Consider the following 26,793-nt stretch of genomic DNA (forward strand, 5'->3'; position numbering starts at 1 on the left):
GTGAATCCCGAGGCCCCCGCGGTCAGGGCCGCTCTCCTCGCTTGACCTGCGGCTTCGGCAGCCGCAGCCGGCGCATCTGGAGCGTACGCATCAGGCCGTACGCGACGGCACCGCGCTGCGGGGTGTCCGGGAAGCGGATGCGCAGCTGCTTGCGCAGCCGGAACGCCAGGCCGATCGAGTCCAGCACGATCAGCACGATCACGCCGAGCCAGAGCAGCAGCGAGATGTTCTGGATGTTCCGGATCTGGATCACGCTGAGGACCAGGATGATCACGGCCATCGGCAGGAACCACTCGGCGATGCTGAAGCGGGAGTCCACGAAGTCGCGGGTGAAGCGCCGTACCGGGCCCTTGTCGCGGGCCGGGAGGTAGCGCTCGTCACCGGAGGCGAGGGCCTCGCGCTGCTTGGCCATGTCGACCCGGCGTGCTTCGCGTGAGCGCTTCACCGCCTCCTTGCGGTCGACCGGCGCGGTCGAGGCACGACGCCGCTGCGTCTGTGCCTGGCTGCGCTTCGGCGTGGGGCGACCCTTGGGAGCCTGGGGGTCGCGGGACTGGGTGGAGAGGTCCGCCGTCACCTTGCCGGTGGGGGCCTTCTCTTCTTTGGAACGGCTACGGAACACAAAACCCAAGGGTACGGGGTCCGGTGGGCGGGCAGTCGGACCGGGCGGGAACGATCCGGCAACGGCCCGCGTCCTCAGCGGTGTACCCACCGGGGCGACACCGGGACAACCAGGGCATCCGCCCCGGTCGGCCCGCATCCGTCGCGTACTCCTCGGGCGGGAGCGGCCGCCGGGCGCAGTCGTCCTTGGGGAGGAGCACATCGGGCCCCGAACAGTGCGGTAATGGATGCGGGGCCCGTACTGTGGGTTCTGTCGGAGTGCTGGAGCTCAGTCGTCAAGAAGGGGGCGCGCGAAGCCCATGAGCGGTGTCATGAAGCGGATGGGAATGATCTTCCGCGCGAAGGCGAACAAGGCCCTTGACCGGGCCGAGGACCCGCGCGAGACCCTCGACTACTCGTACCAGAAGCAGCTGGAACTGCTGCAGAAGGTGCGCCGCGGGGTCGCCGACGTGGCGACCTCGCGCAAGCGGCTGGAGCTGCAGCTGAACCAGTTGCAGGGCCAGTCGTCCAAGCTGGAGGACCAGGGCCGCAAGGCCCTCGCGCTCGGCCGGGAGGACCTTGCCCGCGAGGCGCTCTCCCGTCGCGCCGCCCTCCAGCAGCAGGTCACCGACCTGGAGACGCAGCACCAGACGCTGCAGGGCGAGGAGGAGAAGCTCACTCTCGCGGCCCAGCGGCTCCAGGCCAAGGTCGACGCCTTCCGCACCAAGAAGGAGACGATCAAGGCCACCTACACCGCGGCCCAGGCGCAGACCCGCATCGGGGAGGCGTTCTCCGGCATCTCCGAGGAGATGGGCGACGTCGGCCTGGCCATCCAGCGGGCCGAGGACAAGACGCAGCAGCTGCAGGCCCGGGCCGGCGCGATCGACGAGCTGCTGGCCTCCGGCGCCCTGGACGACCCCACCGGCACGGCGAAGGACGACATCGCCGCCGAGCTGGACCGCATCTCCGGTGGTACGGATGTGGAGCTGGAGCTCCAGCGGATGAAGGCCGAACTGGCCGGCGGCACCTCGGCGGGCCAGCAGGCCATCGAGGGCGGCACCGAGGGCACCGCGCCCGGCTCCCAGCAGCAGTCACCGCACCGGTACGACAAGAGCTGAGGACGGTCATGATCGTACGGATCATGGGGGAGGGCCAGGTAGAACTGGCCGACGGCACGCTCGCCGAGCTGAACGCGCTCGACGACGAGTTGCTCGCGGAGATGGAGCGCGGCGACGGACCCGGTTTCCGCACCACGCTGCACGCCCTGCTCGGCCGGGTGCGCGAGCTGGGCTCGCCGCTGCCGGACGATTCCCTGGAGCCGTCCGATCTGATCCTGCCGTCTCCCGAGGCCACTCTCGAAGAGGTCCGCGCGATGCTCCACGACGACGGGCTCATTCCCGGCTGACCGGCCCACCGCACTCCCGCACCGAGCACTCCGCTCCGCTCCACGCCGCCGCCCGCCCGGACCTCCGGGCGGGCGGCGGCGCGTGTCGTTCCTCTTCCGCGTACGGGGCGCGTACGTACGCGCGCGGGGGCGTACCGGAGCGCGAAGCCCGCCGCCCCGGCAACCGCGCTTCCCGCACGCCGTACCGTTGCCCGACGTGACCACCCTCGGAACCGGACTCGCGCGCGCCCGCCGCTGGCTGCGGGACCACCCGCTCGCCTTCGACGCGGCGCTCGCCGTCGCCGTCCTCGGGACCATGCTCGTCGCGTCCTTCGCCGACTCCGGCGGACCCGGCCACCACGGGCCCTCCTTCGGCTCCCGGACCCCCGCCGCGTCCAGCGTCGTCATGATGCTGCTCGGCGCCGCGGCGCTGGTGCTGCGCAGGAGGCGGGCCCTCCAGGTGCTCGGTTTCACCTGCTGCCTCTCGGTCGTCGAGTTCGTCGTGGTGGACCCGCCGGGACCGGTGGTGATGAGCGCGGTCGTGGCCCTCTACACCGTCGCCTCCCGCACGGACCGGCCCACCACCTGGCGGGTCGGGCTGGTCACCAGCGGCGCGCTCGCCGCCACCGCGATGATCTTCGGCGCCGCCCCCTGGTACAGCCAGATCAACCTGGGCGTCGTCGCCTGGACCGGCCTCGCCGGGGCGGCAGGCGACGCCGTACGCAGCCGCCGGGCCTTCATCGACGCGATCCAGGAACGCGCCGAGCGCGCCGAGCGCACCCGGGACGAGGAGGCCCGCCGCCGGGTCGCCGAGGAGCGCCTGCGCATCGCCCGCGACCTGCACGACGTCGTCGCGCACCACATCGCGCTGGTCAACGTCCAGGCCGGGGTCGCCGCCCACGTCATGGACAAGCGCCCCGACCAGGCCAAGGAGGCGCTCGCGCACGTACGGGACGCCAGCCGCTCCGCGCTCAACGAACTGCGCGCCACCGTGGGGCTGCTGCGCCAGTCCGGCGACCCCACCGCACCCACCGAACCCGCGCCCGGCCTCGCCGTCCTCGGCGAACTGGTCGAGACGTTCCGCAACGCCGGACTTCCGGTCGAGGTCGCCTGCCCCGAGCAGGATGCCCAGCTGCCCGCCGCCGTCGACCTCGCCGCCTACCGGGTCGTCCAGGAGGCTCTGACCAATGTCCGCAAGCACGCCGGAGCCGGCACGAAGGCCGAGGTCAGCGTCGTACGGGTCGGGGCCGTGGCCGAGGTGACGGTGCTCGACAACGGGCGCGGCACCCCCGCGGTCCCCGCCCAGGGCGGACTCGGCGGCGGCCACGGCCTCCTCGGCATGCGCGAACGCGTCACCGCGCTCGGCGGCACCCTCACGGCGGGCCCCCGTTACGGCGGCGGGTTCCGGGTGCATGCGATCCTCCCCGTGGACGCCCGCCCGGGCGCTCCGGACCGTACGGGGGGACGCGCGTGAGCGTGATCAGGGTGCTGCTCGCCGACGACCAGGCGCTGCTGCGCAGCGCGTTCCGGGTGCTGGTCGACTCGGAACCCGACATGCGGGTCGTCGGCGAGGCGGCCGACGGCGCCCAGGCGGTGGAACTCGCCCGCGCCACCGTCCCCGACGTCGTCCTGATGGACATCCGGATGCCCGGCACCGACGGCCTCGCCGCGACCCGCCTGATCAGCGCGGACCCGGCGCTGACCGGCGTACGGGTCGTCATGCTCACCACCTTCGAGGTGGACGAGTACGTCGTGCAGTCGCTGCGGGCCGGGGCCTCCGGCTTCCTCGGCAAGGGCGCCGAACCCGAGGAGCTCCTCCAGGCGATACGCGTCGCCGCCGCCGGCGAGGCGCTGCTCTCCCCGGTGGCGACCAAGGGGCTGATCGCCACCTTCCTCGCGCAGGCGGTCACTTCGGACGAACTGCCCGACGCCGCCGCCCACGCCGAGCGGCTGGACGCGCTCACCGTCCGCGAACGCGAGGTGCTCGTCCAGGTCGCCGCCGGGCACTCCAACGACGAGATCGCCGAACGCCTCGCCGTCAGCCCGCTCACCGTCAAGACCCATGTCAACCGGGCCATGGCGAAACTCGGCGCCCGCGACCGTGCCCAACTGGTCGTCATCGCCTACGAGTCGGGACTGGTACGCCCCCGGGGCGCATGACCCCGGCGGCGGGCGGCGCGGGCGCGGGTACCGCCGGGGGTGCGGACCGGGTGGAGACGGCGTACTCCAGCTGCGGTACACGCGGGCCCCAAAAAGCACCCGGGGGGCCGACGTCCGGCCGCGGGCCATCAGGGATCGTATGAGTGGGCCGGGTGTGTCCCCTTCGACTCACGCATCCACCCGCCACCGCGTACGCCACAGAAGAGAGACGTAACCCATGTCCTGGCTGTCAAGGTTCAGCCTCGCGCAACGGGCCCTGATCGGGCTGATCTCCATCGTCGCGCTCGTCTTCGGGGCGATAGCGATCCCCCAGCTCAAGCAGCAGCTGCTGCCGACCATCGAGCTGCCGATGGTGTCGGTCCTGGCGCCCTATCAGGGGGCGTCCCCCGATGTGGTCGAGAAGCAGGTCGTCGAACCGCTCGAGAACGCCATCAAGGCCGTCGACGGCATCGAGGGCGTCACCTCGACCGCCAGCGAGGGCAACGCCGTCGTCATGGCCAGCTTCGACTTCGGGGACGAGGGCACCAAGCAGCTCGTCGCCGACATCCAGCAGGCCGTGAACCGGGCGCGCAACCAGCTCCCCGAGGGCGTCGACCCGCAGGTCATCGCCGGTTCCACCGACGACATCCCGACCGTGGTCCTCGCCGTCACCTCGGACAAGGACCAGCAGGCGCTCGCCGACCAGCTGGACCACACCGTGGTGCCCGCGCTGGAGGACATCGAGGGCGTCGGCCAGGTCGCCGTCAACGGCGTCCAGGACGTGCAGGTCACCGTCGTCCCCGACGACAGGAAGCTCGCGGCGGCGGGCCTCACCCAGTCGTCCCTCTCCCCGGCGCTCCAGGCGGCGGGTGCCACCAGCGCGGCCGGCTCCTTCGCCGAGTCCGGCAAGAGCCGCACCATCCAGGTCGGCGGCGGGTTCACCTCGCTCCAGCAGATCGAGGACGTGCGGATCGTCCCCGGCGCCGAGACCGGCAAGCCCGGCAAGCCGGTCCGCCTCGGTGACGTCGCCACCGTGAAGCAGGAGGAGTCCGCCCCGGTCTCCATCACCCGCACCAACGGCAAGCCCAGCCTCGCCGTGATGGCGACGATGGACCAGGACGGCAGCGCCGTCGCGATCTCCGACGCGGTCGAGAAGATCCTCCCCGACCTGCGCAAGGACCTGGGTTCCGGCGCCGAGCTGACGGTCGTCACCGACCAGGGCCCGGCCGTCTCCAAGGCGATCTCCGGCCTGACCACCGAGGGAGCGCTCGGCCTGGTCTTCGCCGTCGTGGTGATCCTGCTCTTCCTCGCGTCGATCCGCTCGACGCTCGTCACCGCGGTCTCCATCCCGCTCTCCGTGGTGCTCGCGCTGATCGTGCTGTGGACCCGGGACCTCTCGCTCAACATGCTCACCCTCGGGGCGCTGACGATCGCGATCGGCCGCGTCGTCGACGACTCGATCGTCGTGCTGGAGAACATCAAGCGGCACCTCGGCTACGGCGAGGAGCGCCACTCGGCGATCGTCGCCGCGGTGAAGGAGGTGGCCGGAGCGGTCACCGCCTCCACCCTCACCACCGTCGCCGTCTTCCTGCCGATCGGTCTCGTCGGCGGCATGGTCGGCCAGCTCTTCGGCTCGTTCTCGATCACCGTCACGGCGGCCCTGCTGGCCTCCCTGCTGGTCTCGCTGACCGTGGTACCGGTCCTCTCCTTCTGGTTCCTGCGCGCCCCCAAGGGCGCCGTCGAGGACCCGGACGAGGCCCGCCGCAAGGCGGAGGAGAAGGAGGCGGCGAGCCGGCTCCAGCGGTTCTACGTCCCCGTCCTGCGCTTCGCCACCCGCCGCCGTATCACCAGCGTGGTGATCGCGCTGGTGATCCTGCTCGGTACCTTCGGCATGGCCCCCCTGCTGAAGACGAACTTCTTCGACCAGGGCGAGCAGGAAGTCCTCACCGTCACCCAGAAGCTGACCCCGGGGACGAGCCTCGCCGCGGCCGACGAGGCCGCCCGCAAGGTCGAGAAGGTCATCGCCGCCGACAAGGGCGTGAAGGACTACCAGGTCACCGTCGGCTCCTCCGGCTTCATGGCCGCCTTCGGCGGTGGCACGGGCGCCAACCAGGCCTCGTACCAGATCACCCTGAAGGACTCCGGCGAGTACGAGGCGGCCCAGGAGCGGATCGAGGACGGTCTCGCGAAGCTGGACGGCATCGGCCGGACCAGCATCGCGGCGGGCGGCGGCTTCGGCAGCCAGGACCTCAGCGTCGTGGTCAAGGCCGCCGACGCCGACGTGCTCAAGAAGGCGTCCGAGGCGGTGCGCGCCGAGGTCGAGAAGATCGACGGCGTCACCGACGTCCAGAGCGACCTCTCGCAGAGCGTGCCGCGCATCTCGGTCCGCGCCAACGACAAGGCCGCGGCCGCCGGGTACGACCAGACCAAGATCGGTGCGCTCGTCACCGGCGCGGTCGGCGGTACCAACGCGGGCAAGGCCATGCTCGACGACACCGAGCGGAACATCGTCGTGAGGTCCGCGACGCCCGCCACCACCCTGGCCCAGCTCAGGGAGATCCCGGCCGGCAAGGTGCGGCTCGGCCAGATCGCCGACGTCGACCTGGTCCCCGGCCCGGTCTCCATGACCCGCATCGACGGACAGCGCGCCGCCACCATCACCGCCCGGCCCACCGACGAGAACACCGGCGCGGTCAGCACCGAGCTCTCCTCGAAGCTCAAGGCGCTGGACCTCCCGGAGGGCGCCACCGCCACCATCGGCGGCGTCACCTCGGACCAGGACGACGCGTTCAAGAACCTCGCCCTGGCCATGCTGGCGGCCATCGCGATCGTCTTCATGCTGCTGGTCGCGACGTTCCGTTCGCTGATCCAGCCGCTGATCCTGCTGGTCTCCATCCCGTTCGCGGCGACCGGCGCGCTCGGCCTCCTGATCATCACCGGCACCCCGATGGGCGTCCCGGCGATGATCGGCATGCTGATGCTCATCGGCATCGTGGTCACCAACGCGATCGTGCTGATCGACCTGATCAACCAGTACCGGTCCCAGGGCATGGGCGTCGTCGAGGCGGTCGTCGAGGGCGGCCGTCACCGGCTCCGCCCGATCCTGATGACCGCGCTGGCGACGATCTTCGCGCTGCTGCCGATGGCGCTCGGCGTCACCGGCGAAGGCGGGTTCATCTCCCAGCCGCTGGCCGTCGTCGTGATCGGCGGCCTCATCACCTCCACCCTGCTGACGCTCCTGCTGGTGCCGACGCTGTACGCCATGGTGGAGCTGGGCAAGGAGCGCCGGGCCAAGAGGAAGGCGGCCCGTCGCGCGGCGAAGGGCGAGGTCCCCGCGCAGGGCGGATCCGGCTCCGGCCCGGGTACCGACGCGGGTACGGACGGCTCCCGCGAGACGGCCCACTCCGGCGTCTGACGGCGTCCGGCCGGCCACAGTAAGAAGTCCGGCCGGCCACAGTGGAAAAGGGCCCGGCCCCCGCACTCTCCTCACGGGAGTGCGGGGGCCGGGCCCTCTCCGTACGCCGGGCCCTCTCCGTACGCCGGGCCCTCTCCGTACGCGGCGCGTGTGCCCTACGGCAGCGCGAGCATCCGTTCCAGCGCCAGCTTGGCGTACTTCTCGGTCTCCGGGTCGACCTCGATCCGGTTGACCAGCTTGCCCTCGGCCAGCGACTCCAGCGTCCAGACCAGGTGGGGCAGGTCGATCCGGTTCATCGTGGAGCAGAAGCAGACCGTCTTGTCGAGGAAGACGATCTCCTTGTCCTCGGCAGCGAAACGATTCGCCAGACGGCGCACCAGGTTCAGCTCCGTGCCGATGGCCCACTTGGAGCCGGCCGGGGCCGCCTCCAGCGCCTTGATGATGTACTCGGTCGAGCCGACCTGGTCGGCCGCCGCGACGACCTCGTGCTTGCACTCCGGGTGCACCAGGACGTTGACGCCGGGAATGCGCGCGCGGATGTCCTCCACGGACTCCACCGAGAAGCGCCCGTGCACCGAGCAGTGCCCGCGCCACAGGATCATCTTCGCGTCGCGCAGCTGCTGCGCCGTCAGGCCGCCGTTCGGCTTGTGCGGGTTGTAGAGGACGCAGTCCTCCAGCGACATCCCCATGTCCCGGACGGCGGTGTTGCGGCCCAGGTGCTGGTCGGGGAGGAAGAGGACCTTGTCGCCCTGCTCGAAGGCCCACTCCAGCGCCCGCTCGGCGTTGGAGGAGGTACAGATGGTGCCGCCGTGGCGCCCGGTGAACGCCTTGATGTCGGCGGAGGAGTTCATGTACGAGACGGGGACGACCCGGTCGGCCACGCCCGCCTCGGTCAGTACGTCCCAGCACTCGGCGACCTGCTCGGCGGTGGCCATGTCGGCCATCGAGCAGCCCGCCGCCAGGTCGGGCAGCACGACCTTCTGGTCGTCGCCGGTCAGGATGTCCGCCGACTCGGCCATGAAGTGCACACCGCAGAAGACGATGTACTCGGCCTCCGGGCGGGCGGCGGCGTCACGGGCCAGCTTGAAGGAGTCGCCGGTGACGTCCGCGAACTGGATGACCTCGTCGCGCTGGTAGTGGTGGCCGAGGACGAACACCTTGTCGCCGAGCTTCTCCTTGGCGGCGCGGGCGCGCTCGACCAGGTCCGGGTCGGACGGGGAGGGCAGGTCGCCGGGGCACTCCACGCCGCGCTCGCTCCTAGGGTCGGCCTCGCGGCCGAGCAGGAGCAGGGCCAGGGGCGACGGCTGAACATCGAGTTCCACAGGGGGGTGGGCCGTGGTCACGTCACGCACCCTTTCTTGTCATTGATGAGCGCGGCGGAGCCGGTCGGTGAGGCCGAAGGCCAGCGCCGGGAGTCTTTTCGTCTATTTGACGTTATCTATGATAGCCGGATCGCGTCAGTTTGACGACGTCGTTACCGTCGATGTGACGCATACCCTCGCGCGCGCCGTGTGCGAGCATGAAAAAGAACAGACGGACGCGGGCGCGGAATGAATCCGCGCGCGCGACGGTTGCACCGTCGGCAAGCAGTCCGTACAACCCGGGAGAGAAGCAGATGTCCGTATCGGACGAGACCACCACCGTGAGCGACGGCATCCTCCTGTCCGACGCCGCCGCAGCCAAGGTCAAGGGCCTGCTGGACCAGGAGGGCCGTGACGACCTCGCCCTGCGCGTCGCCGTACAGCCCGGCGGCTGCTCCGGCCTGCGTTACCAGCTCTTCTTCGACGAGCGCTCGCTCGACGGCGACGTCGTGAAGGACTTTGACGGAGTCAAGGTCGTCACCGACCGCATGAGCGCCCCGTACCTCGGCGGTGCCTCGATCGACTTCGTTGACACCATCGAGAAGCAGGGCTTCACGATCGACAACCCCAACGCCACCGGCTCCTGCGCCTGCGGCGACTCCTTCAGCTAACCCTCACCGGTTCTCTGAAGGCGCCCGGTCCACGGACCGGCCGCGGAACGAAGACGTACGACGAGGGCGGCCCCGGAAGCGATTCCGGGGCCGCCCTCGTGCGTTGACGGTTCACGCCGCTTCACCCGCGAGGGACCGGCTTGCCCGACGCCGTCTCCAGGACGGTCCGCCCGGCGAGCGGCGCGTCCAGGGTCACCGGGACGGTCACCCTCTCGGCCATGGCCACGCAGGCCGTCCCCGCCTTCGGCCGGGGCTCGGTGATCGTGACCCGGACCTCCGTACGGTCCTCCTCGGCGCTCGCCGTATAGGTGCCGCACACGCCGCCCCAGAACGTCACCTCCAGCGTCCGCCCGTGCTCGGTGTACGAGACCGGCGTCACGCCGTGGGCCGGCCGCGAAGCCGACGGCGCGTCCAGGTAGGCGGGGGCGACGGCGACCTGGGCGACCGTGGAGACCGGACCGCCCGCCTCCGGCCGGACGGTGAAGAGCCAGGAGGGCACGAGGGCCGGCCGCTCGTCCACGAGCTGCGCCGAGAGCCCGAACACCGCCTTCTCCACCGTCATCGCCGTCGGCGGCGCGATGCGACCCGAGGACGGTACGCACTCCGGTCCTGCCGTCTTCGGGCTGCCTTCCCCCTTCTCCACGGGTTCGGCCGTCGCGCAGGCCGGGGAGGCCGTGGACCCCTGCGCGGCGTTCAGCGACGCCAGGGCCGCGGCCGCGTCCACCACCGGGTAGGCGGCATCGCCGTCCCGGGCCGCCGGCACCAGCAGCCGGCCCGAAGCACCGGTCACCGCGGAGTCCGGCCCCACCTGGACATCGGTGGACCAGCCGTGGGTGGGCAGCCCGCCCACCACCGGATCGGCGCGGACCACCCGCTGCTCGCCCAGCGGCCCGCCGTCGCCGAGCGCGGCATCGCCCAGGCCCAGGGCGTCGAGCACCGGCCGGGCAACCTCCCTCGCCGCCTCCGGGCTCACCGGGCTCCGGCCCGAGGTGCCGCCGGCGCACACCGCGCCCGGCGGGCAGGGGGAGAGGACGCCGGTGCCGCGCAGGTACTTCCAGGTACCCGGTGCCTCCTGGGAGACCTCCAGGTACGGCTTCGCTCCGCCCGCGCCCAGGCGCCAGTAGCCGTCCTGTGCCGTCGGGGTGCCCGGGACGCCGAACGCCCGGGCCAGGCGGACCGCCTCGTCGAGGGGCACGGTCGCGGCGGTCCGGCGCACCGGTGCCGTCGCCGGGCCGTGCGGCAGCTCGCCGGTGGCGCGGTAGACCACGCCCGTGGGGGCCGGTTCGCCGGGGGCGACGCCCGGTGCCGACGGGTCATCGGCCGGTCCGGAGATGCCCAGGGGGGCCGGGGACGGGGACGCGGGCGCCGAGGCGGCGGTCTTCTCCGCGCCGCCTCCGCCGTCGTCCGCCGTGGCCGCCCACCAGGCTCCGCCGCCCCCGGCCAGCACCACCGCGGCCGCCACCGCGCCGATCAGGGCCGTGTGCCGTCGGGGAGCGGGCGCTTCGTCGTCGGATCGCTCGATGCTCACCGGAGAGCTCCTTCGCCGTCGCTTCCGGGGGCGGATGCTCCCGCCCCGTCCCCGGATGGGGGACGGAGCTGTGACGGGGCGGAGCGGCGATCGGTTCCCTCCCCGGCGCTCAAGAGCGCCACCGGGAGCGGGAGTTCGACCCCGGGCCCAGCCCACCCGCCAGGATCGGGCGGGCTCGCGGGACCCGGGGGAGGGGCCGTCAGCTCCCGTACTCCTCCGTCGCCTCGATCAGCCGCGCGGAGGCGGGCGGCACCGTGACTCCGTGAATCAGGGACGGCGCGACAGGCGGCGTGGCAGTCTTCGGCGGGACGACCCAGTGCGGTGCCATCCGCACGCAGTCACCCCTCAGATCGGCCAGGCTCGTCTCGGTCTCGGACACAACGCTGTGTGTGGGCATATCCGCACCGTACGCACCTCTGCCCCTGGGTAGAAAGACCTACTATCGGGTAGTTTCAACCCATCGGTGCTTGGTGCGGAAACCGGTAGCGTGAGGTGTCACGCCGTCCCGGAACGCCCACGCGTCCCCCCGCCCCCGCAGGAGCAGCCTCCCGTGCGTATCGCAGTCACCGGCTCCATCGCCACCGACCATCTGATGACCTTCCCCGGCCGGTTCGCCGACCAGCTCGTCGCGGACCAGCTGCACACGGTCTCGCTCTCCTTCCTGGTCGACGCCCTGGACGTGCGCAGGGGCGGGGTCGCCGCCAACATCTGCTTCGGCATGGGGCAGCTCGGCACCTCCCCGGTCCTGGTGGGCGCCGCCGGAGCCGATTTCGACGAGTACCGCGCCTGGCTCGACCGGCACGGCGTGGACACCGGATCGGTCCGCATCTCCGAGGTGCTGCACACCGCGCGCTTCGTCTGCACCACGGACGCCGACCACAACCAGATCGGCTCCTTCTACACGGGTGCCATGAGCGAGGCCCGGCTGATCGAACTGCAGAGCGTCGCCGAGCGCCTCGGCGGCCTCGACCTCGTCTCCATCGGCGCCGACGACCCGGAGGCGATGCTCCGCCACACCGAGGAGTGCCGCAGCCGGGGCATCCCCTTCGCCGCGGACTTCTCCCAGCAGATCGCCCGGATGAACGGCGAAGAGATCCGGATACTGCTGGAGGGCGCCACCTACCTCTTCTCCAACGAGTACGAGAAGGGGCTCATCGAGTCCAAGACCGGCTGGACGGACGAGGAGATCCTGGCCAAGGTCGGCCACCGGATCACCACCCTCGGCGCCCGCGGGGTGCGCATCGAGCGCGTGGGCGAGCCGGTCATCGAGGTCGGCTGCCCCGACGAGGAGAAGAAGGCGGACCCGACCGGCGTCGGCGACGCCTTCCGCGCCGGTTTCCTCTCCGGCCTCGCCTGGGGCGTCGGCCTGGAACGCGCCGCCCAGGTCGGCTGCATGCTCGCCACCCTGGTCATCGAGACGGTCGGCACCCAGGAGTACACCCTGCGACGCTCCCGCTTCATGGACCGCTTCGCCAAGGCGTACGGCCACGAGGCCGCCGACGAGGTCCGCGCACACCTCGCCTGATCCTTCGCGGCGCCTTCCCGTACGGTCCGGCCGACCCCCAGGCCGTACGGGAAGGCCCCCGGGCCGTACGGGAAGGCCCCCGGGCCGTACGGGAAGGCCCCCGCACCGCTCAGCTCAGCCGGCGGACCACGTACGCCGCGCCGCGCTCCGCGGGCCGCTCGCCCACGTACTCCTGCTCCCGCATCTCGCACCAGGCCGGAATGTCCAGCCGGGCCGCCTCGTCGTCGGCGAGCACCGTCACCGTGCCGCCCACCGGGACGTCCCCGATCACCTTGGCGAGCTCGATCACCGGGATCGGGCAGCGCCGGCCCAGCGCGTCCACCACCAGCGACGCGGCCGGCGCGGCGGCACCCCCGACGGCCCCGGCACCCCCGGTGGCCCGGCCGGACACCGGAACCCCGAGGCGCTCCCGCACTCCGGCGACCACCCCGGGCAGCACGTCGAGGAAGCGGTCCACGTCGGATGCTGCGGTGCCCGCCGGCAGCGACACCCGGACGTTCCCCTCCGAGAGCACTCCCATCGCCTTCAGCACATGGCTGGGCGTCAGCGTGCTGCTGGTGCAGGACGAACCGGACGATACGGAGAAACCGGCCCGGTCCAGCTCGTGCAGCAGGGTCTCCCCGTCGACGTAGAGGCAGGAGAAGGTGACGACGTGCGGCAGGCGCCGCTCCGGGTCACCCACCACTTCCACGTCCGGCACCCCGGCCGCCACCCGCGCGCGGACCAGGTCGACCAGGGCCCGCAGTCGCGCCGCCTCCGCGTCCGCCCCGGCGCGCACCGCGCGCAGTGAAGCGGCGGCGGCCACGATCGCCGGCAGGTTCTCGAAGCCGGCCGACCGTCCCGACTCCCGCTCGTCGGCCGGGCCCCGGGGTGCGAACCTGACGCCCTTGCGCACCGCCAGCAGTCCGACGCCCGCCGGGCCGCCCCACTTGTGGGCGCTCGCCGTCAGCACGGACCAGCCGTCCGCGACCGGCCCCCACCCCAGTGACTGCGCCGCGTCCACCAGCAGGGGGACCCCCGCCTCCCGGCAGTGCGCGGCGACGGCGGCCACCGGCTGCTCGGTGCCCACCTCGTGGTTGGCGGACTGGAGGCAGGCAAGCGCGGTGTCCGCACGCAGGGAGGCCCCGAACACCGCGGAATCCACCGCTCCGGTCCGTTCCACCGGCACCTCGGTGAAGGAACCGCCCGCCGCCCCGTGCGAGGCCGCAGCATGGAATACCGACGAGTGTTCGACCGCCGACGCGACCAGATGGCGGCCGACACGCCGACGGCCCGAAAGGGCTCCGGCAATTCCCGCGTGCACCGCCGCCGTCCCCGAAGGGGTGAAGACGAGCTCGTCCGGGCGGCAGCCGACCGCTTCCGCCGCCGCTTCGCGGGCGGCGTCCAGCAGCATCCGGGCCCGCCGTCCCTCCCGGTAGAGCCGGGCGGGATCGGCCCAGCCCTCGTCCAGGGAGGCCATCAGGGCCTGGCGGGCCACGGGATGCAGGGGTGCGGAGGAGGCGGCGTCGAAGTAGGGCACCCGGCCACGCTAGCCCGGGGGCCGGGCGCCCCCGGTCGCGGGCGCCCGCGAACCAGGAGAAGGAACGTCAGATGGCGCCCGGAAGCCGGGATTCCACCCCTTCGGGGTGTCGGACGGCGCGTTGGGCACCCTCCCCGCGCGACCCCAAATAGCGTCCAGTAGGGTTTGGTCCGCATAAACATCCAAACCCCTGCCCGCGACAGGGCGGCGACCGACCAGAGACATACGGGCGCGCCGACCGTAGCGGGCGAGACTCTCGGGAAGGCGCTACGTGAGTCCCAACGGCTCCGACCGCTCGTCGCGGCGCCCGATGCGGCGGAAGCTGCCGCAGGTGCTGACTGCGGGCCTGGTCCTGGCGACGGCCTCCGGTTGTTCGTACAACTGGCAGGATTTCCCTCGCCTTGGTATGCCTACCCCGGTAACGGAAGAGGCCCCTCGGATCCTCTCCCTCTGGCAGGGCTCGTGGGCGGCAGCGCTCGCCACGGGTGTCCTTGTCTGGGGGCTGATCCTCTGGAGTGCCTTCTTCCACCGGCGTAGCCGGACCAAGGTAGAGGTTCCTCCGCAGACCAGGTACAACATGCCCATCGAGGCGCTGTACACAGTGGTCCCCCTGATCATCGTCTCGGTGCTCTTCTACTTCACCGCGCGCGATGAATCGAAGCTCCTCACCCTCTCCACCAAGCCCGTCCACAACATCAACGTGGTCGGCTACCAGTGGAGCTGGGCGTTCAACTACGTCGAGGACGTGGACGGCTCGCCGGCCACCACCAAGACGCCCGAGGAGCTCTCCTCGATCCCCGACCGCTTCATCGCGGACTTCCCGAAGGGCGCCGGCGGCGTCTACGACGCGGGAATCCCGGGCACGCGCAACCCCCAGACCGGCAACCCGGGTCCGACCCTGTGGCTGCCGAAGGGCGAGAAGGTCCGCTTCATCCTCACTTCACGTGACGTCATCCACTCCTTCTGGGTGGTGCCGTTCCTCATGAAGCAGGACGTCATCCCGGGCCACACCAATGCGTTCGAGGTCACTCCGAACAAGGAGGGCACCTTCGTGGGCAAGTGCGCCGAACTCTGCGGCGTCGACCACTCCCGGATGCTCTTCAACGTCAAGGTTGTCTCTCCCGAGCGTTACCAGCAGCACCTCAAGGAGCTGGCGGAGAAGGGGCAGACCGGCTACGTGCCGTCAGGCATCGAGCAGACTGACCCCGCCAGGAATGCGGAGACCAACAAACTGTGAGCATCCTCAACGAACCCCAGGGTGCCGCGGCAGCAGACGACTCGTACGAGGACGAACTGCCGGTACGGCGCAAGCAGCCGGGAAACGTCGTCATCAAGTGGCTGACCACCACTGACCACAAGACGATCGGCACGATGTACCTGGTCACTTCGTTCGCGTTCTTCTGCATCGGTGGCCTGATGGCGCTCTTCATGCGCGCCGAGCTGGCCCGTCCGGGTACGCAGATCATGTCGAACGAGCAGTTCAACCAGGCGTTCACGATGCACGGCACGATCATGCTGCTGATGTTCGCGACGCCGCTGTTCGCCGGATTCGCCAACTGGATCATGCCGCTGCAGATCGGTGCGCCCGACGTGGCGTTCCCGCGGCTGAACATGTTCGCGTACTGGCTGTACCTCTTCGGTTCGCTCATCGCGGTGGGAGGCTTCCTCACCCCGCAGGGCGCCGCCGACTTCGGTTGGTTCGCCTACTCCCCGCTGTCGGACGCCGTCCGCTCGCCGGGTGTCGGTGCCGACATGTGGATCATGGGTCTGGCCTTCTCCGGTTTCGGTACGATCCTCGGCTCGGTCAACTTCATCACCACGATCATCTGCATGCGCGCGCCCGGCATGACGATGTTCCGGATGCCGATCTTCGTGTGGAACGTCCTGCTGACCGGTGTTCTGGTCCTGCTGGCCTTCCCGGTTCTCGCCGCCGCGCTCTTCGCGCTGGAAGCGGACCGAAAATTCGGGGCCCACGTATTCGACGCGGCCAATGGCGGCGCATTGCTCTGGCAACACCTCTTCTGGTTCTTCGGGCACCCAGAGGTGTACATCATCGCGCTACCATTCTTCGGAATCATTTCCGAAGTGATCCCGGTATTCAGCCGCAAGCCGATCTTCGGCTACATCGGCCTGATCGCGGCCACCATCGCCATCGCGGGTCTCTCCGTGACGGTGTGGGCGCACCACATGTACGTGACGGGCGGCGTGCTCCTGCCGTTCTTCTCCTTCATGACGTTCCTCATCGCGGTACCGACCGGTGTGAAGTTCTTCAACTGGATCGGCACGATGTGGAAGGGCTCGTTGTCCTTCGAGACGCCGATGCTCTGGTCGATCGGCTTCCTGATCACCTTCCTCTTCGGTGGTCTGACCGGTGTTCTGCTGGCCTCGCCGCCGCTGGACTTCCACGTCTCGGACTCGTACTTCGTCGTCGCGCACTTCCACTACGTCGTCTTCGGCACCGTGGTGTTCGCGATGTTCGCCGGATTCCACTTCTGGTGGCCGAAGTTCACCGGCAAGATGCTGGACGAGCGGCTCGGCAAGATCACGTTCTGGACCCTGTTCGTGGGCTTCCACGGCACGTTCCTGGTGCAGCACTGGCTCGGTGCCGAGGGCATGCCGCGTCGCTACGCGGACTACCTCGCGGCCGACGGCTTCACCGCGCTGAACACGATCTCGACGATCTCCTCGTTCCTCCTCGGCCTGTCGATCCTGCCGTTCTTCTACAACGTGTGGAAGACCGCCAAGTACGGCAAGAAGATCGAGGTCGACGACCCGTGGGGCTACGGCCGTTCGCTGGAGTGGGCCACCTCGTGCCCGCCCCCGCGCCACAACTTCATCACCCTGCCGCGGATCCGTTCCGAATCCCCGGCGTTCGACCTGCACCACCCGGAGATCGCCGCGCTGGAGCAGCTCGGTCACCACTCCGAGGACAAGGTTCTCGCCGGTGGTAAGGAGGCAGGCAAGTGAAGATCCAGGGCAAGCTGTTCATCTGGCTGAGCGTCTTCATCCTGATCATGGCCATCACGTACGGCGTGTGGTCGAAGGAGCCGGTCGGCACCACCGCCCTCGTCCTGGCCTTCGGGCTGTCCATCATGATCGGCTTCTACCTGGCCTTCACGGCCAACAGGGTCGACCAGATGGCCCAGGACAACAAGGAAGCCGACGTGGCCGACGAGGCCGGCGACGTGGGGTTCTTCTCCCCGCACAGCTGGCAGCCGCTCTCCCTGGCGATCGGCGGCGCGCTGCTCTTCATGAGCATCGCCTTCGGCTGGTGGCTGGCGTACTTCTCGGCCCCGATGCTCCTGATCGGTCTCTTCGGCTGGGTGTTCGAGTACTACCGCGGTGAGAACCGCACCCAGTGACACCCGCCCAGTGACACCCCCCGGGTGACACCGCATTACCAGTAACACCTCGCGAGGGGCCCGAACTGCTCGGCAAGAGCGGTCCGGGCCCCTCGTTTGCAGTCATAGAACGCGCTGGATCGGATGAATCTTCTTAGCGTGGGTCCATGAACGACACGCCGCGCACCCGCTCCGTAGTGAGTTGCTCCCTGCTGGTCGTGACCCTGGTCGCCGGTGCGACCGCCTGTGGAGAGCCCGATGGCCACCCGCTCTCGGCCAAGCCGTTCGATGCGGCCGACCAGGTCTCCTTCAACGGCCATGCCCCGAACGGGAAGGCTGATCCCGACAAGCCCCTGGAAGTCACCGTCAAGGGTGACGAGGGACGCATCACCGATGTGACGGCCGCGGACAGCACCGGCCGCCGTCTGGCCGGCGAACTCGCCGCCGACGGGAAACGCTGGCACTCCACCGCCCCGCTCGCCGCCGGCGCGCGGTACGAGGTGAAGGTCACCACCGAGGACGAGGACGGCGCCCCCGGCCGCCGTACCCTCTCCTTCGAGACCACCTCCCCGAAGAAGCTCCTGAACGTCTCCTTCGGCCCGCAGGCGGGCACGTACGGGGTCGGACAGCCCATTACGGCGGAACTCAGCGCTCCGGTCACCGACAAGGCCGCCAGGGCCGCCGTCGAACGCGCCCTCAAGGTCCGCTCCACCCCCGCCGTCACCGGCTCCTGGTACTGGGTGGACGACAAGATCCTGCACTACCGTCCCCAGGACTACTGGCCCGCCGGCACGGCCGTCGAGGTGAGCAGCAACTTCAAGGGGATCAAGGTGACCAACGCCCTGTACGGGGCCGAGGTCAAGCCGCTGCACCTCAGCATCGGCGACCGGATCGAGGCCATCACCGACGCCTCCGAGCACGAGATGACCGTGCTCCGCAACGGAGAAGTGATCAATACCATTCCGGTCACCACCGGGAAGCCCGGCTTCTCCACCCGCAACGGCGTCAAGGTCGTGCTCGGGAAGGAGGCGTTCGTCCGGATGCGCGGCGAGACCGTCGGCATCGCGGAGGGCTCCTCTGAGTCGTACGACCTGCCGGTCTACTGGGCCACCCGGGTGACATGGAGCGGCGAGTACGTGCACGCCGCGCCGTGGTCCGTCGGGTCCCAGGGCAGCGCCAACGTCAGCCATGGGTGCACCGGGATGAGCACGGAGAACGCCGAATGGTTCTTCGACACCGTGCGCGAGGGCGACGTCGTCAAGGTCGTCGGCAGCGAAGGGGAGACAATGACCCCCTTCGACAACGGGTTCGGGGACTGGAACGTCTCCTGGGAGGCCTGGCAGAAGGGCAGCGCCCTGCTGAGCGCCACGCCCGGCGCCGGAGCGCACCCCCAGACATCGGCTCTGGCGGCGCGACTGCGCCCCCAGGTCTGACACCGGGGGTGCACCGCCTCTCGGGACGACCGTGCGGCCCTGGTGTGCGGGCGGCCTCAGGAGGCCTTGGCCGCCACCTGGAGACGCCCGCGCACCAGGGCCGCCAGGGCGTCCGCGAACTCGACCGGGTCCACCGGGAGGGTCACCGCGGCGTCCGCGCGGCTCCAGGTGGCCAGCCAGGCGTCCTGCGGGCGCCCGATCAGCAGCAGCACCGGCGGGCAGTGGAAGACCTCGTCCTTGATCTGCCGGCAGACGCCCATGCCGCCCACGGGCGCCGTCTCGCCGTCCAGCACGCAGACGTCGACACCGCCGGCGTCCAGCGCGGAGAGCACGGCGGGCAGCGTCGCGCACTCCAGGAACCGCACCTCGGGGACGTCGGCCGCGGGCCGTCGCCCGGTGGCGAGCGTCACCTGCTCGCGGACGTTGGCGTCGTCGCTGTAGACCAGGACCGTGGCGGTCGCCTGCATTGTTCCTCCGTGACAGCTGTGTCGTCGGGGCTCTCGGGGCATGAACCGATGCGCGGATCGTACTCCCGCCGACAGCCCGTCAGCACCGCTAATGACGTCGATTCCCTGGGCCGTTCGGGGAGGACACACCCCTCTGACACACCGAACGGCACCCCCGGGAGTGAGGGCGGGATAAGCGACCGACATAATGTCGGTCGTGGCGACAGCAACGACAGTAGAAACCGGGCACGCGCACCCGTCGGTCAATCGGCCGAACCTCACCAGCGTCGGAACCATCATCTGGCTGAGTTCCGAGCTGATGTTCTTCGCGGCCCTCTTCGCGATGTACTTCACCCTGCGATCGGTGATGGGACCGGACCACTGGAAGGAGATGGCCGACCATCTGAACTTCCCGTTCTCCGCGACGAACACCACGATCCTGGTGCTTTCCTCTCTCACCTGCCAGCTCGGCGTCTTCGCCGCGGAGCGGGGCGACGTGAAGAAGCTCCGGACGTGGTTCATCATCACGTTCGTCATGGGTGCGATCTTCATCGGCGGCCAGGTCGTGGAGTACACCGAGCTGGTCAAGACGGACGGGCTCTCCCTGTCCTCGGACCCGTACGGCTCGGTGTTCTACCTGACCACCGGCTTCCACGGCATGCACGTGACAGGCGGTCTCATCGCCTTCCTGCTGGTTCTCGGCAGAACATACGCAGCCAAGAGGTTCACCCACGAACAGGCGACCGCAGCCATCGTCGTGTCCTACTACTGGCACTTCGTCGATGTCGTGTGGATCGGCCTCTTCGCGACGATCTACATGATCAAGTAACCGGGCGCTCGCACCCACCCATCATCGACGCAGAAGATCCTGACACCGGGGTAATCCGTGAAAAAGCTCTCCGCACGACGACGCCATCCACTGGCGGCCGTCGTCGTACTACTCCTCGCGCTGGCGGCTACCGGGGGGCTGTACGCCGCGTTTGCGCCTGCGGGCAAGGCGCAGGCAGACGAATCCGTCCAGTCCCTCCCCATTGAGGAGGGCAAGAAGATCTACACCGTCGGCTGCGCCAGCTGCCACGGAACCAGTGGTCAGGGCACCTCCGACGGGCCTTCGCTGGTCGGCGTCGGCTCCGCCGCCGTCGACTTCCAGGTCGGCACCGGCCGCATGCCCGCGCAGCAGCCGGGTGCCCAGATCCCGGCGAAGAAGGTCATCTACTCGCAGGGCGAGATCGACCAGCTCGCGGCGTACATCTCGTCGCTCGGCGCCGGTCCGATCACGCCGACCGAGAAGCAGGTCAGCCCCGACGGTGCGGACATCGCCAAGGGTGGTGACCTGTTCCGCACCAACTGCGCCCAGTGTCACAACTTCACGGGTGAGGGCGGCGCGCTGACGAACGGCAAGTACGCCCCGAGCCTGGAAGGCACGAGCCCCAAGCACATCTACGAGGCCATGCAGACCGGCCCGCAGAACATGCCCTCCTTCCCCGACACGACGATGCCCGAGCAGCAGAAGCAGGACATCATCGCGTACATCAAGACCGTGAACGGTGACAACAGCGAGAGCCCGGGCGGCCTGTCGCTCGGTGGCCTCGGTCCGGTCAGCGAAGGCCTGTTCGCATGGATCTTCGGTCTGGGCCTCCTGATCGCCGTCGCCGTCTGGGTCGCGGCCCACACCGCTAAGGCCAAGAAGTCATGAGTAGCCAAGAAGAGAATCCAGAGAAGAGCCTGCTCACCGAGCAGGACACCGCGCACGGCGCGGTAGTGGGTACGGGCGACCCGTTCGCCGACCCGGGGCTGCCGGCCCACAAGCCGCGCATCCAGGACATCGACGAACGTGCCGCGAACCGCTCCGAGCGAGTCGTCGCGTACCTGTTCATCCTGTCCATGCTGGCGACGGTGGCGTTCATCGCCTCCTACGTCATCTTCCCGGTCGACAAGATCGTCTACATCTGGCCGTTCGGCCATGTGAGCGCGCTGAACTTCTCCCTGGGTCTCACCCTGGGCGTGGCGCTCTTCGCCATCGGCGCGGGTGCCGTCCACTGGGCGCGCACCCTGATGTCCGACGTCGAGGTCCCCGCCGAGCGTCACGCGATCGAGGCCACGCCCGAGGTCAAGGCGCAGGTACTCGCCGACTTCAAGGCCGGTGCCGAGGAGTCCGTGATCGGCCGGCGCAAGCTGATCCGCACCACGATGTTCGGCGCGCTGGCCCTGGTGCCGCTCTCCGGCGTGATGTTGCTGCGCGACCTGGGTCCGCTGCCGGAGAAGAAGCTCCGCTCGACCCTGTGGGCCAACGGCAAGAAGCTCATCAACATGAACACGATGCAGCCTCTGCGACCCGAGGACATCGTGGTCGGTTCGCTGACCTTCGCCATGCCCGAGGGCCTGGAGGAGGACGCCGAGGACTTCCAGGCGCAGATCGCCAAGGCCGCCCTGATGATCATCCGCATCGAGCCGGACGACATCAAGGACAAGCGCGAGCGCGAGTGGGCGCACGAGGGCATCGTCGCCTTCTCCAAGATCTGCACCCACGTCGGCTGCCCGATCAGCCTGTACGAGCAGCAGACGCACCACGTGCTCTGCCCGTGCCACCAGTCCACCTTCGACCTCTCCGACGGCGCCCGCGTCATCTTCGGTCCGGCCGGGCACGCGCTTCCGCAGCTGCGGATCGGCGTGAGCAGCGAGGGCGACCTCGAAGCTCTCGGTGACTTCGAAGAGCCCGTCGGTCCTGCCTTCTGGGAGCGCGGATGAGTACTACGACGGAAACCACGCGCAAGGCACCCGCAGGTGAGCGGGTCGCCGACTGGGCGGACGGCCGGCTGGGCATCTACGGCCTGGCCAAGGCCAACATGCGCAAGATCTTCCCGGACCACTGGTCCTTCATGCTGGGCGAGGTCTGCCTCTACAGCTTCATCATCATCATCCTCACGGGTGTGTATCTGACGCTGTTCTTCCACCCGAGCATGAACGAGGTCGTGTACAACGGCCCGTACGAGCCCATGCAGGGCATCCGGATGTCCGAGGCCTACTCGTCGACGCTGAACATCAGCTTCGACGTCCGCGGTGGTCTGCTCGTGCGGCAGATCCACCACTGGGCCGCGCTGATCTTCCTGGCCGGCATGTTCGTGCACATGATGCGCGTGTTCTTCACGGGCGCGTTCCGCAAGCCGCGTGAGATCAACTGGCTCTTCGGGTTCCTGCTGTTCGTCCTGGGCATGTTCACCGGCTTCACCGGTTACTCGCTCCCGGACGACCTGCTCTCCGGTACCGGTGTCCGCTTCATGCAGGGCGCGATCCTGTCCGTGCCGATCGTCGGCACGTACCTCGCGTACTTCCTGTTCGGCGGGAACTTCCCCGGCGGCGACTTCGTGGCCCGGTTCTACTCGATCCACATCCTGCTGCTCCCGGGCATCATGATGGGCCTGCTGGTCGGCCACCTGATCCTGGTCTTCTACCACAAGCACACGCAGTTCGCGGGCCCCGGCCGTACGAACAAGAACGTCGTGGGCATGCCGCTGCTGCCGGTCTACATGGCCAAGGCCGGAGGGTTCTTCTTCCTGGTCTTCGGTGTCATCTCGGTCGTCGCCGCGGTCGCCTCGATCAACCCGATCTGGGCCATCGGCCCGTACCGGCCGGACCAGGTGTCCACCGGTGCGCAGCCGGACTGGTACATGGGCTTCTCCGAAGGCCTGATCCGTGTCATGCCGGGCTGGGAGATCAACCTCTGGGGTCACACGCTCGTCCTGGGCGTCTTCATCCCGCTGGTCATCTTCCCGCTGGTGCTGGCCGCGATCGCGGTGTACCCGTTCATCGAGTCCTGGGTCACCGGCGACAAGCGCGAGCACCACATCCTGGACCGGCCGCGCAACGCGCCGACCCGCACCGCGTTCGGTGTGGCCTGGATCAGCTGGTACTTCGTCCTGCTCGTCGGTGGCGGCAACGACCTGTGGGCCACGCACTTCCACCTGTCGATCAACGCCATCACCTGGTTCGTGCGGGTCGGATTCTTCGTGGTCCCGGTGCTCGTGTTCATCGCGACCAAGCGGATCTGCCTCGGCCTCCAGCGTCGCGACAAGGAGAAGGTGCTGCACGGACGCGAGTCCGGGCTCATCAAGCGCCTGCCGCACGGTGAGTTCGTCGAGGTCCACGAGCCGCTCAGCCCGGGTCAGCTGCACACCCTCACCGCGCACGACCAGTACACGCCGCTCGAGATCGGCCCCACGGTCGACGAGAACGGTGTCGAGCGCAAGGTCTCGGCCCTCACGAAGCTGCGCGCCAAGCTCAGCAAGGGCTACTACGGCGAGCACAACCAGATCGCCAAGCCCACCGTCGAGGAGTACAAGGAGATCACCAGCGGCCACGGTCACCACTGATCGCCTGAACTGATCGCCACAGCGAGGAGCCCCGTCCATTCGCCGGACGGGGCTCTTCGTCGTTCCCGGGCCCCGATAGGGTGGACGGACACCCCCCTTTCCGGCTGTGGAATTCTTGGAGCGGACCATGAACGTTGTGACCCCGAACGGCGGCGACAGCGCGGCGGACCGTTCCTGGTCCGGCGTACTGACGCCCCTGCTGCGCGGCCAGGACCTCGGCGCGGACGACACCGCCTGGGCCATGGACCGGATCATGAGCGGGGACGCCACCGACGCGCAGATCGCGGGCTTCGCCATCGCGCTGCGGGCCAAGGGGGAGACGGTCGCCGAGGTGAGCGGCCTGGTGCGCGCGATGTACGCGCACGCCCGCACCATCGAGGTGCCCGGACCCTCGGTCGACATCGTCGGCACCGGCGGCGACCTCGCGAAGACGGTCAACATCTCCACGATGTCCGCGATCGTGATCGCCGGGACGGGGGCCAAGGTCGTCAAGCACGGCAACCGCTCCGCCTCGTCGGCCAGCGGCGCCTCCGACGTCCTGGAGAAGCTGGGCGTCAACCTGGAACTGACCCCGCAGCGGGTCGCCGAGGTGGCCGCCGAGGCGGGCATCACCTTCTGCTTCGCGGTGAAGTTCCACCCGGCCCTGCGGTACGCGGCCAAGGCCCGCAAGGAACTGGGCACCCAGACCACCTTCAACATCCTGGGCCCGCTCACCAACCCGGCCCACGTCCGCGCCCAGGCCGTCGGTGTCGCCGACCTCAGGATGGCGCCCATCGTGGCCGGCGTCCTCGCCGAGCGCGGCAACTCCGCGCTCGTCTTCCGCGGCGACGACGGGCTCGACGAGCTGACCACCACCGCGACGTCCCGGGTCTGGGTGGTGCGGGACGGCGAGGTGCGCGAGGAGGCCTTCGACCCGCGCCACGTGGGGCTGGAGCTGGTGCCGGTGGAGGCGCTGCGCGGCGCCGACCCCTCGTACAACGCGGACGTCGCCCGCCGGGTGCTGGACGGCGAGAAGGGTGCCGTGCGCGAGGCGGTGCTGCTGAACTCGGCGGCGGCGCTGGTGGCGCTGGACCCGGGCGAGGGCACGCTCACCGAGCAGATCGGCGCCAAGATCGCCGCCGCCGCCGAGTCCATCGACTCCGGAGCCGCGCACCGCGCGCTGGAGCGCTGGGTGGCGGCCAGCAACGCCTGAGCTTTTCCGCGTCGGCCGAGCGTTTCCGTCCGTACGTGCACGAAGGGGCGCAGTCCGTATCGCGGACTGCGCCCTTGCGTTCGCGGACACGTGTGGCAAGATGCTGGCAGGTCATGAGTGACAGCGACTACGGCCCCGGCCCGCTGTCCGGCAACCCTCCGTCCGTGGCGGGGTGCCCCGGGTGAAGACCAGGCCGTAGGCAGCGAGGTCTGCGGCAAGCGCGGGCCCCTCGGCATCTCGATGCCAGCCCCCGGGGTCCTGGTCCCTAGGGAGCCTCTTGTGAGCACGCGAATGCGATAGGGCGCAACGCCCTTCTCCGCACCCATTTCACCTTTGCACCGTGCTGCCGCGTACCCGCCGGCTCGGTGAATTCGCCTGCGTATTACGGGAGTTCGTCATGTCCGTGTCTTCTGCTGCCCTCAACACCTCCGAGTCCGCCGCCGCTGCTGCCTCCGCCGACGCGGACTGCGCGCCCCTGCCGGTGCTCGGCAAGGACGTCACCGTCCCCCTCGTCACCGGGGGCGAAGTCACCTACGCGGCCCTCGACTACGCGGCCAGCGCCCCGGCGCTTCAGCGGGTCTGGGACGACGTCGCCGCCTACGCGCCGTACTACGGCAGCGTGCACCGCGGCGCCGGCTACCTCTCGCAGCTCTCCACCGACCTCTTCGAGAACAGCCGCGCCACCGTCGCCGAGTTCCTCGGCTGCCGCCCCGGCGACCAGGTGATCTTCACCCGCTCGACCACCGACTCCCTCAACCTGCTGGCGGCCGTGATCCCGGCCGACTGCGAGGTGTTCGTGTACGAGACCGAGCACCACGCCTCGCTGCTGCCCTGGCGCGACGCCAAGGTCACCTACCTCAACGCGCCGCGCACCCCGGAGCAGGCCGTCGAGACCCTGGAGCACGCGCTCGCCGACCGCGACCCCTACGGCCCGGCCCTCGTCTGCGTCACCGGTGCCTCCAACGTCACCGGCGAGCTGTGGCCGGTCAAGGAACTGGCCGCCGCCGCCCACGCGCACGGCGCCCGCATCGTCCTGGACGCCGCCCAGCTCGCCCCGCACCACCCGGTGGACATCGCCGGACTCGACGTCGACTGGGTCGCCTTCTCCGGCCACAAGCTGTACGCCCCCTTCGGCTCCGGCGTCCTCGCGGGCCGCGCCGACTGGCTCCAGGACTCCGAGCCCTACCTGGCCGGCGGCGGCGCCTCGAAGAAGGTCGCCCGGCGCGCCGACGGCGGCGTGGACGTGGAGTGGCACACCACCGCCGCCCGCCACGAGGCCGGTTCGCCCAACGTCATCGGCGTCTACTCCATCGCCTCCGCCTGCAAGGCCCTCACCGAGGCCGGATTCGACAAGCTGGTCGCCCGCGAGCAGCGGCTGGTCGCCCGGGTCCGCGCGGGCCTCGCCGAGGTGCCGCAGGTCAAGGTGCTCTCGCTCTTCGGCGACGACGCCCCGCGCGTCGGCGTCATCTCCTTCGTGGTGGAGGGCTGGAACAGCTCCCACTTCGCCGCCGCGCTCTCCGCCGAGTACGGCATCGGCGTCCGCGACGGCCTGTTCTGCGCCCACCCGCTGGTCCGCACCCTGCTCGGCAGCGACCCGCAGGACCCGGGCGAGTGCGGCGCGCCGGAGGCCGAGCCGGGCGAACGCTCCCTGAACGCCATCCGCGTCAGCTTCGGCGCCGGTACGCCGGACGAGCACGTGGACCGCTTCGTCCGCGCCGTCTCCGAGCTGGTGAGCGAGGGCGCCCAGTGGAAGTACCGCACCGAGGGCGGCCGTTGCGTCCCCGACCGGGGCACCGCTCAGATCTGACGGAGACGTCCCGGCAGCACTTCGGCCGGGGACGGGCGGGTTGCCGGGCCCCGGCGGAGGGGGGCCGGGGGCCGCGGGGGGGGGGGGGGGTTAGCGTAGAAGCCGGAGGGGGAGGGGGCGTACAA

23 protein-coding genes and 1 riboswitch are annotated in these 26,793 nt (G+C 70.0%); of the genes, 17 read left to right on the plus strand and 6 right to left on the minus strand.

The window, feature by feature from the left end:
* Window positions 1-22: 22 nt before the first annotated feature.
* Window positions 23-619 carry a DUF3043 domain-containing protein gene (locus ACWCSV_RS21700; RefSeq protein ID WP_451144578.1) on the minus strand — a complete coding sequence of 199 codons (597 nt, stop codon included), beginning with the start codon at window positions 617-619 and terminating at the stop codon, window positions 23-25.
* Window positions 620-929: 310 nt separating this feature from the next.
* Here ACWCSV_RS21700 and ACWCSV_RS21705 point away from each other — a divergent pair, with 310 nt between their 5' ends.
* The 5 genes from ACWCSV_RS21705 to ACWCSV_RS21725 all read left to right on the plus strand — a co-directional run bounded on the left by ACWCSV_RS21705 (window position 930) and on the right by ACWCSV_RS21725 (window position 7,535).
* Window positions 930-1,715, plus strand: a complete 786-nt coding sequence (locus ACWCSV_RS21705) for a PspA/IM30 family protein (RefSeq protein WP_327175322.1) — start codon at window positions 930-932, stop codon at window positions 1,713-1,715.
* 8 nt (window positions 1,716-1,723) lie between these two features.
* Window positions 1,724-2,002 (plus strand): PspA-associated protein PspAA, encoded by a 279-nt coding sequence (pspAA, locus tag ACWCSV_RS21710; protein ID WP_451144580.1) that lies wholly within the window; start codon window positions 1,724-1,726, stop codon window positions 2,000-2,002.
* Between the two features lie 196 nt (window positions 2,003-2,198).
* Window positions 2,199-3,455 carry a sensor histidine kinase gene (locus tag ACWCSV_RS21715; protein WP_451144582.1) on the plus strand — a complete coding sequence of 419 codons (1,257 nt, stop codon included), beginning with the start codon at window positions 2,199-2,201 and terminating at the stop codon, window positions 3,453-3,455.
* The gene (locus ACWCSV_RS21720) at window positions 3,452-4,141 is read left to right on the plus strand and encodes a response regulator (RefSeq protein WP_451144584.1); all 690 of its coding nucleotides are present in this window, start codon (window positions 3,452-3,454) and stop codon (window positions 4,139-4,141) included. The genes ACWCSV_RS21715 and ACWCSV_RS21720 overlap by 4 nt, the downstream gene beginning before the upstream one ends.
* Window positions 4,142-4,358: 217 nt before the next feature.
* On the plus strand, window positions 4,359-7,535 hold the full coding sequence (locus ACWCSV_RS21725; RefSeq protein WP_451144586.1) for an efflux RND transporter permease subunit: 3,177 nt from the start codon (window positions 4,359-4,361) through the stop codon (window positions 7,533-7,535).
* A gap of 155 nt (window positions 7,536-7,690) precedes the next feature.
* On the opposite strand, the gene nadA is transcribed toward ACWCSV_RS21725, so the two are convergent.
* Complete coding sequence (nadA, locus tag ACWCSV_RS21730; RefSeq protein WP_451144588.1) at window positions 7,691-8,887, minus strand: quinolinate synthase NadA; 1,197 nt, start codon at window positions 8,885-8,887, stop codon at window positions 7,691-7,693.
* Window positions 8,888-9,150: 263 nt separating this feature from the next.
* Between nadA and ACWCSV_RS21735 the strand changes: the two genes are divergently transcribed.
* Window positions 9,151-9,507, plus strand: a complete 357-nt coding sequence (locus ACWCSV_RS21735) for a HesB/IscA family protein (protein ID WP_266703501.1) — start codon at window positions 9,151-9,153, stop codon at window positions 9,505-9,507.
* 121 nt (window positions 9,508-9,628) lie between these two features.
* Here ACWCSV_RS21735 and ACWCSV_RS21740 read toward each other — a convergent pair whose 3' ends face one another.
* Together ACWCSV_RS21740 and ACWCSV_RS21745 are read right to left on the minus strand one after the other, a co-directional pair.
* Entirely contained in the window at window positions 9,629-11,035 is a 1,407-nt protein-coding gene (locus ACWCSV_RS21740) for a hypothetical protein (RefSeq protein WP_451144590.1), read from the minus strand.
* Between the two features lie 199 nt (window positions 11,036-11,234).
* Window positions 11,235-11,432: a hypothetical protein gene (locus ACWCSV_RS21745; RefSeq protein WP_451144592.1), complete on the minus strand. Its 198-nt coding sequence runs from the start codon at window positions 11,430-11,432 to the stop codon at window positions 11,235-11,237.
* Window positions 11,433-11,585: 153 nt separating this feature from the next.
* Between ACWCSV_RS21745 and ACWCSV_RS21750 the strand changes: the two genes are divergently transcribed.
* A complete protein-coding gene (locus ACWCSV_RS21750; RefSeq protein WP_451144594.1) occupies window positions 11,586-12,560 on the plus strand; it encodes a carbohydrate kinase family protein in 975 nt (324 codons plus the stop codon).
* A 109-nt stretch (window positions 12,561-12,669) separates the two neighbouring features.
* Here ACWCSV_RS21750 and ACWCSV_RS21755 read toward each other — a convergent pair whose 3' ends face one another.
* Window positions 12,670-14,079 (minus strand): aminotransferase class V-fold PLP-dependent enzyme, encoded by a 1,410-nt coding sequence (locus ACWCSV_RS21755; RefSeq protein ID WP_451144596.1) that lies wholly within the window; start codon window positions 14,077-14,079, stop codon window positions 12,670-12,672.
* 271 nt (window positions 14,080-14,350) lie between these two features.
* On the opposite strand from ACWCSV_RS21755, the gene ctaC reads away from it, so the two are divergent.
* From ctaC to ACWCSV_RS21775, 4 genes are all read left to right on the plus strand, one after another.
* Window positions 14,351-15,316, plus strand: coding sequence for an aa3-type cytochrome oxidase subunit II (gene ctaC, locus ACWCSV_RS21760; protein ID WP_451015665.1), 966 nt, complete (start codon window positions 14,351-14,353; stop codon window positions 15,314-15,316).
* Window positions 15,313-17,046 (plus strand): aa3-type cytochrome oxidase subunit I, encoded by a 1,734-nt coding sequence (gene ctaD / locus ACWCSV_RS21765; RefSeq protein ID WP_451144598.1) that lies wholly within the window; start codon window positions 15,313-15,315, stop codon window positions 17,044-17,046. The genes ctaC and ctaD overlap by 4 nt, the downstream gene beginning before the upstream one ends.
* The gene (locus tag ACWCSV_RS21770; RefSeq protein ID WP_451144600.1) at window positions 17,043-17,441 is read left to right on the plus strand and encodes a cytochrome c oxidase subunit 4; all 399 of its coding nucleotides are present in this window, start codon (window positions 17,043-17,045) and stop codon (window positions 17,439-17,441) included. The genes ctaD and ACWCSV_RS21770 overlap by 4 nt, the downstream gene beginning before the upstream one ends.
* A gap of 146 nt (window positions 17,442-17,587) precedes the next feature.
* Window positions 17,588-18,853 (plus strand): Ig-like domain-containing protein, encoded by a 1,266-nt coding sequence (locus ACWCSV_RS21775; protein WP_451144602.1) that lies wholly within the window; start codon window positions 17,588-17,590, stop codon window positions 18,851-18,853.
* A 56-nt stretch (window positions 18,854-18,909) separates the two neighbouring features.
* Here the strand turns inward: ACWCSV_RS21775 and ACWCSV_RS21780 are convergent, their stop codons facing one another.
* Entirely contained in the window at window positions 18,910-19,320 is a 411-nt protein-coding gene (locus ACWCSV_RS21780) for a hypothetical protein (protein ID WP_451144604.1), read from the minus strand.
* Window positions 19,321-19,507: 187 nt separating this feature from the next.
* Here ACWCSV_RS21780 and ctaE point away from each other — a divergent pair, with 187 nt between their 5' ends.
* From ctaE to ACWCSV_RS21810, 6 genes are all read left to right on the plus strand, one after another.
* A complete protein-coding gene (gene ctaE, locus ACWCSV_RS21785; protein WP_266703481.1) occupies window positions 19,508-20,128 on the plus strand; it encodes an aa3-type cytochrome oxidase subunit III in 621 nt (206 codons plus the stop codon).
* A gap of 57 nt (window positions 20,129-20,185) precedes the next feature.
* Window positions 20,186-20,995, plus strand: a complete 810-nt coding sequence (gene qcrC, locus ACWCSV_RS21790; protein WP_451144606.1) for a cytochrome bc1 complex diheme cytochrome c subunit — start codon at window positions 20,186-20,188, stop codon at window positions 20,993-20,995.
* A complete protein-coding gene (gene qcrA, locus ACWCSV_RS21795) occupies window positions 20,992-22,047 on the plus strand; it encodes a cytochrome bc1 complex Rieske iron-sulfur subunit (RefSeq protein WP_451144608.1) in 1,056 nt (351 codons plus the stop codon). The genes qcrC and qcrA overlap by 4 nt, the downstream gene beginning before the upstream one ends.
* A complete protein-coding gene (qcrB, locus tag ACWCSV_RS21800; RefSeq protein WP_327175303.1) occupies window positions 22,044-23,669 on the plus strand; it encodes a cytochrome bc1 complex cytochrome b subunit in 1,626 nt (541 codons plus the stop codon). The genes qcrA and qcrB overlap by 4 nt, the downstream gene beginning before the upstream one ends.
* A gap of 127 nt (window positions 23,670-23,796) precedes the next feature.
* Window positions 23,797-24,861 (plus strand): anthranilate phosphoribosyltransferase, encoded by a 1,065-nt coding sequence (trpD, locus tag ACWCSV_RS21805; protein ID WP_327175302.1) that lies wholly within the window; start codon window positions 23,797-23,799, stop codon window positions 24,859-24,861.
* Between the two features lie 109 nt (window positions 24,862-24,970).
* A riboswitch (SAM riboswitch) is annotated at window positions 24,971-25,088 on the plus strand.
* 170 nt (window positions 25,089-25,258) lie between these two features.
* Complete coding sequence (locus tag ACWCSV_RS21810; protein ID WP_451144611.1) at window positions 25,259-26,668, plus strand: aminotransferase class V-fold PLP-dependent enzyme; 1,410 nt, start codon at window positions 25,259-25,261, stop codon at window positions 26,666-26,668.
* The last annotated feature ends 125 nt before the right edge of the window (window positions 26,669-26,793 follow it).

Source organism: Streptomyces sp. NPDC001770, from assembly GCF_053596135.1.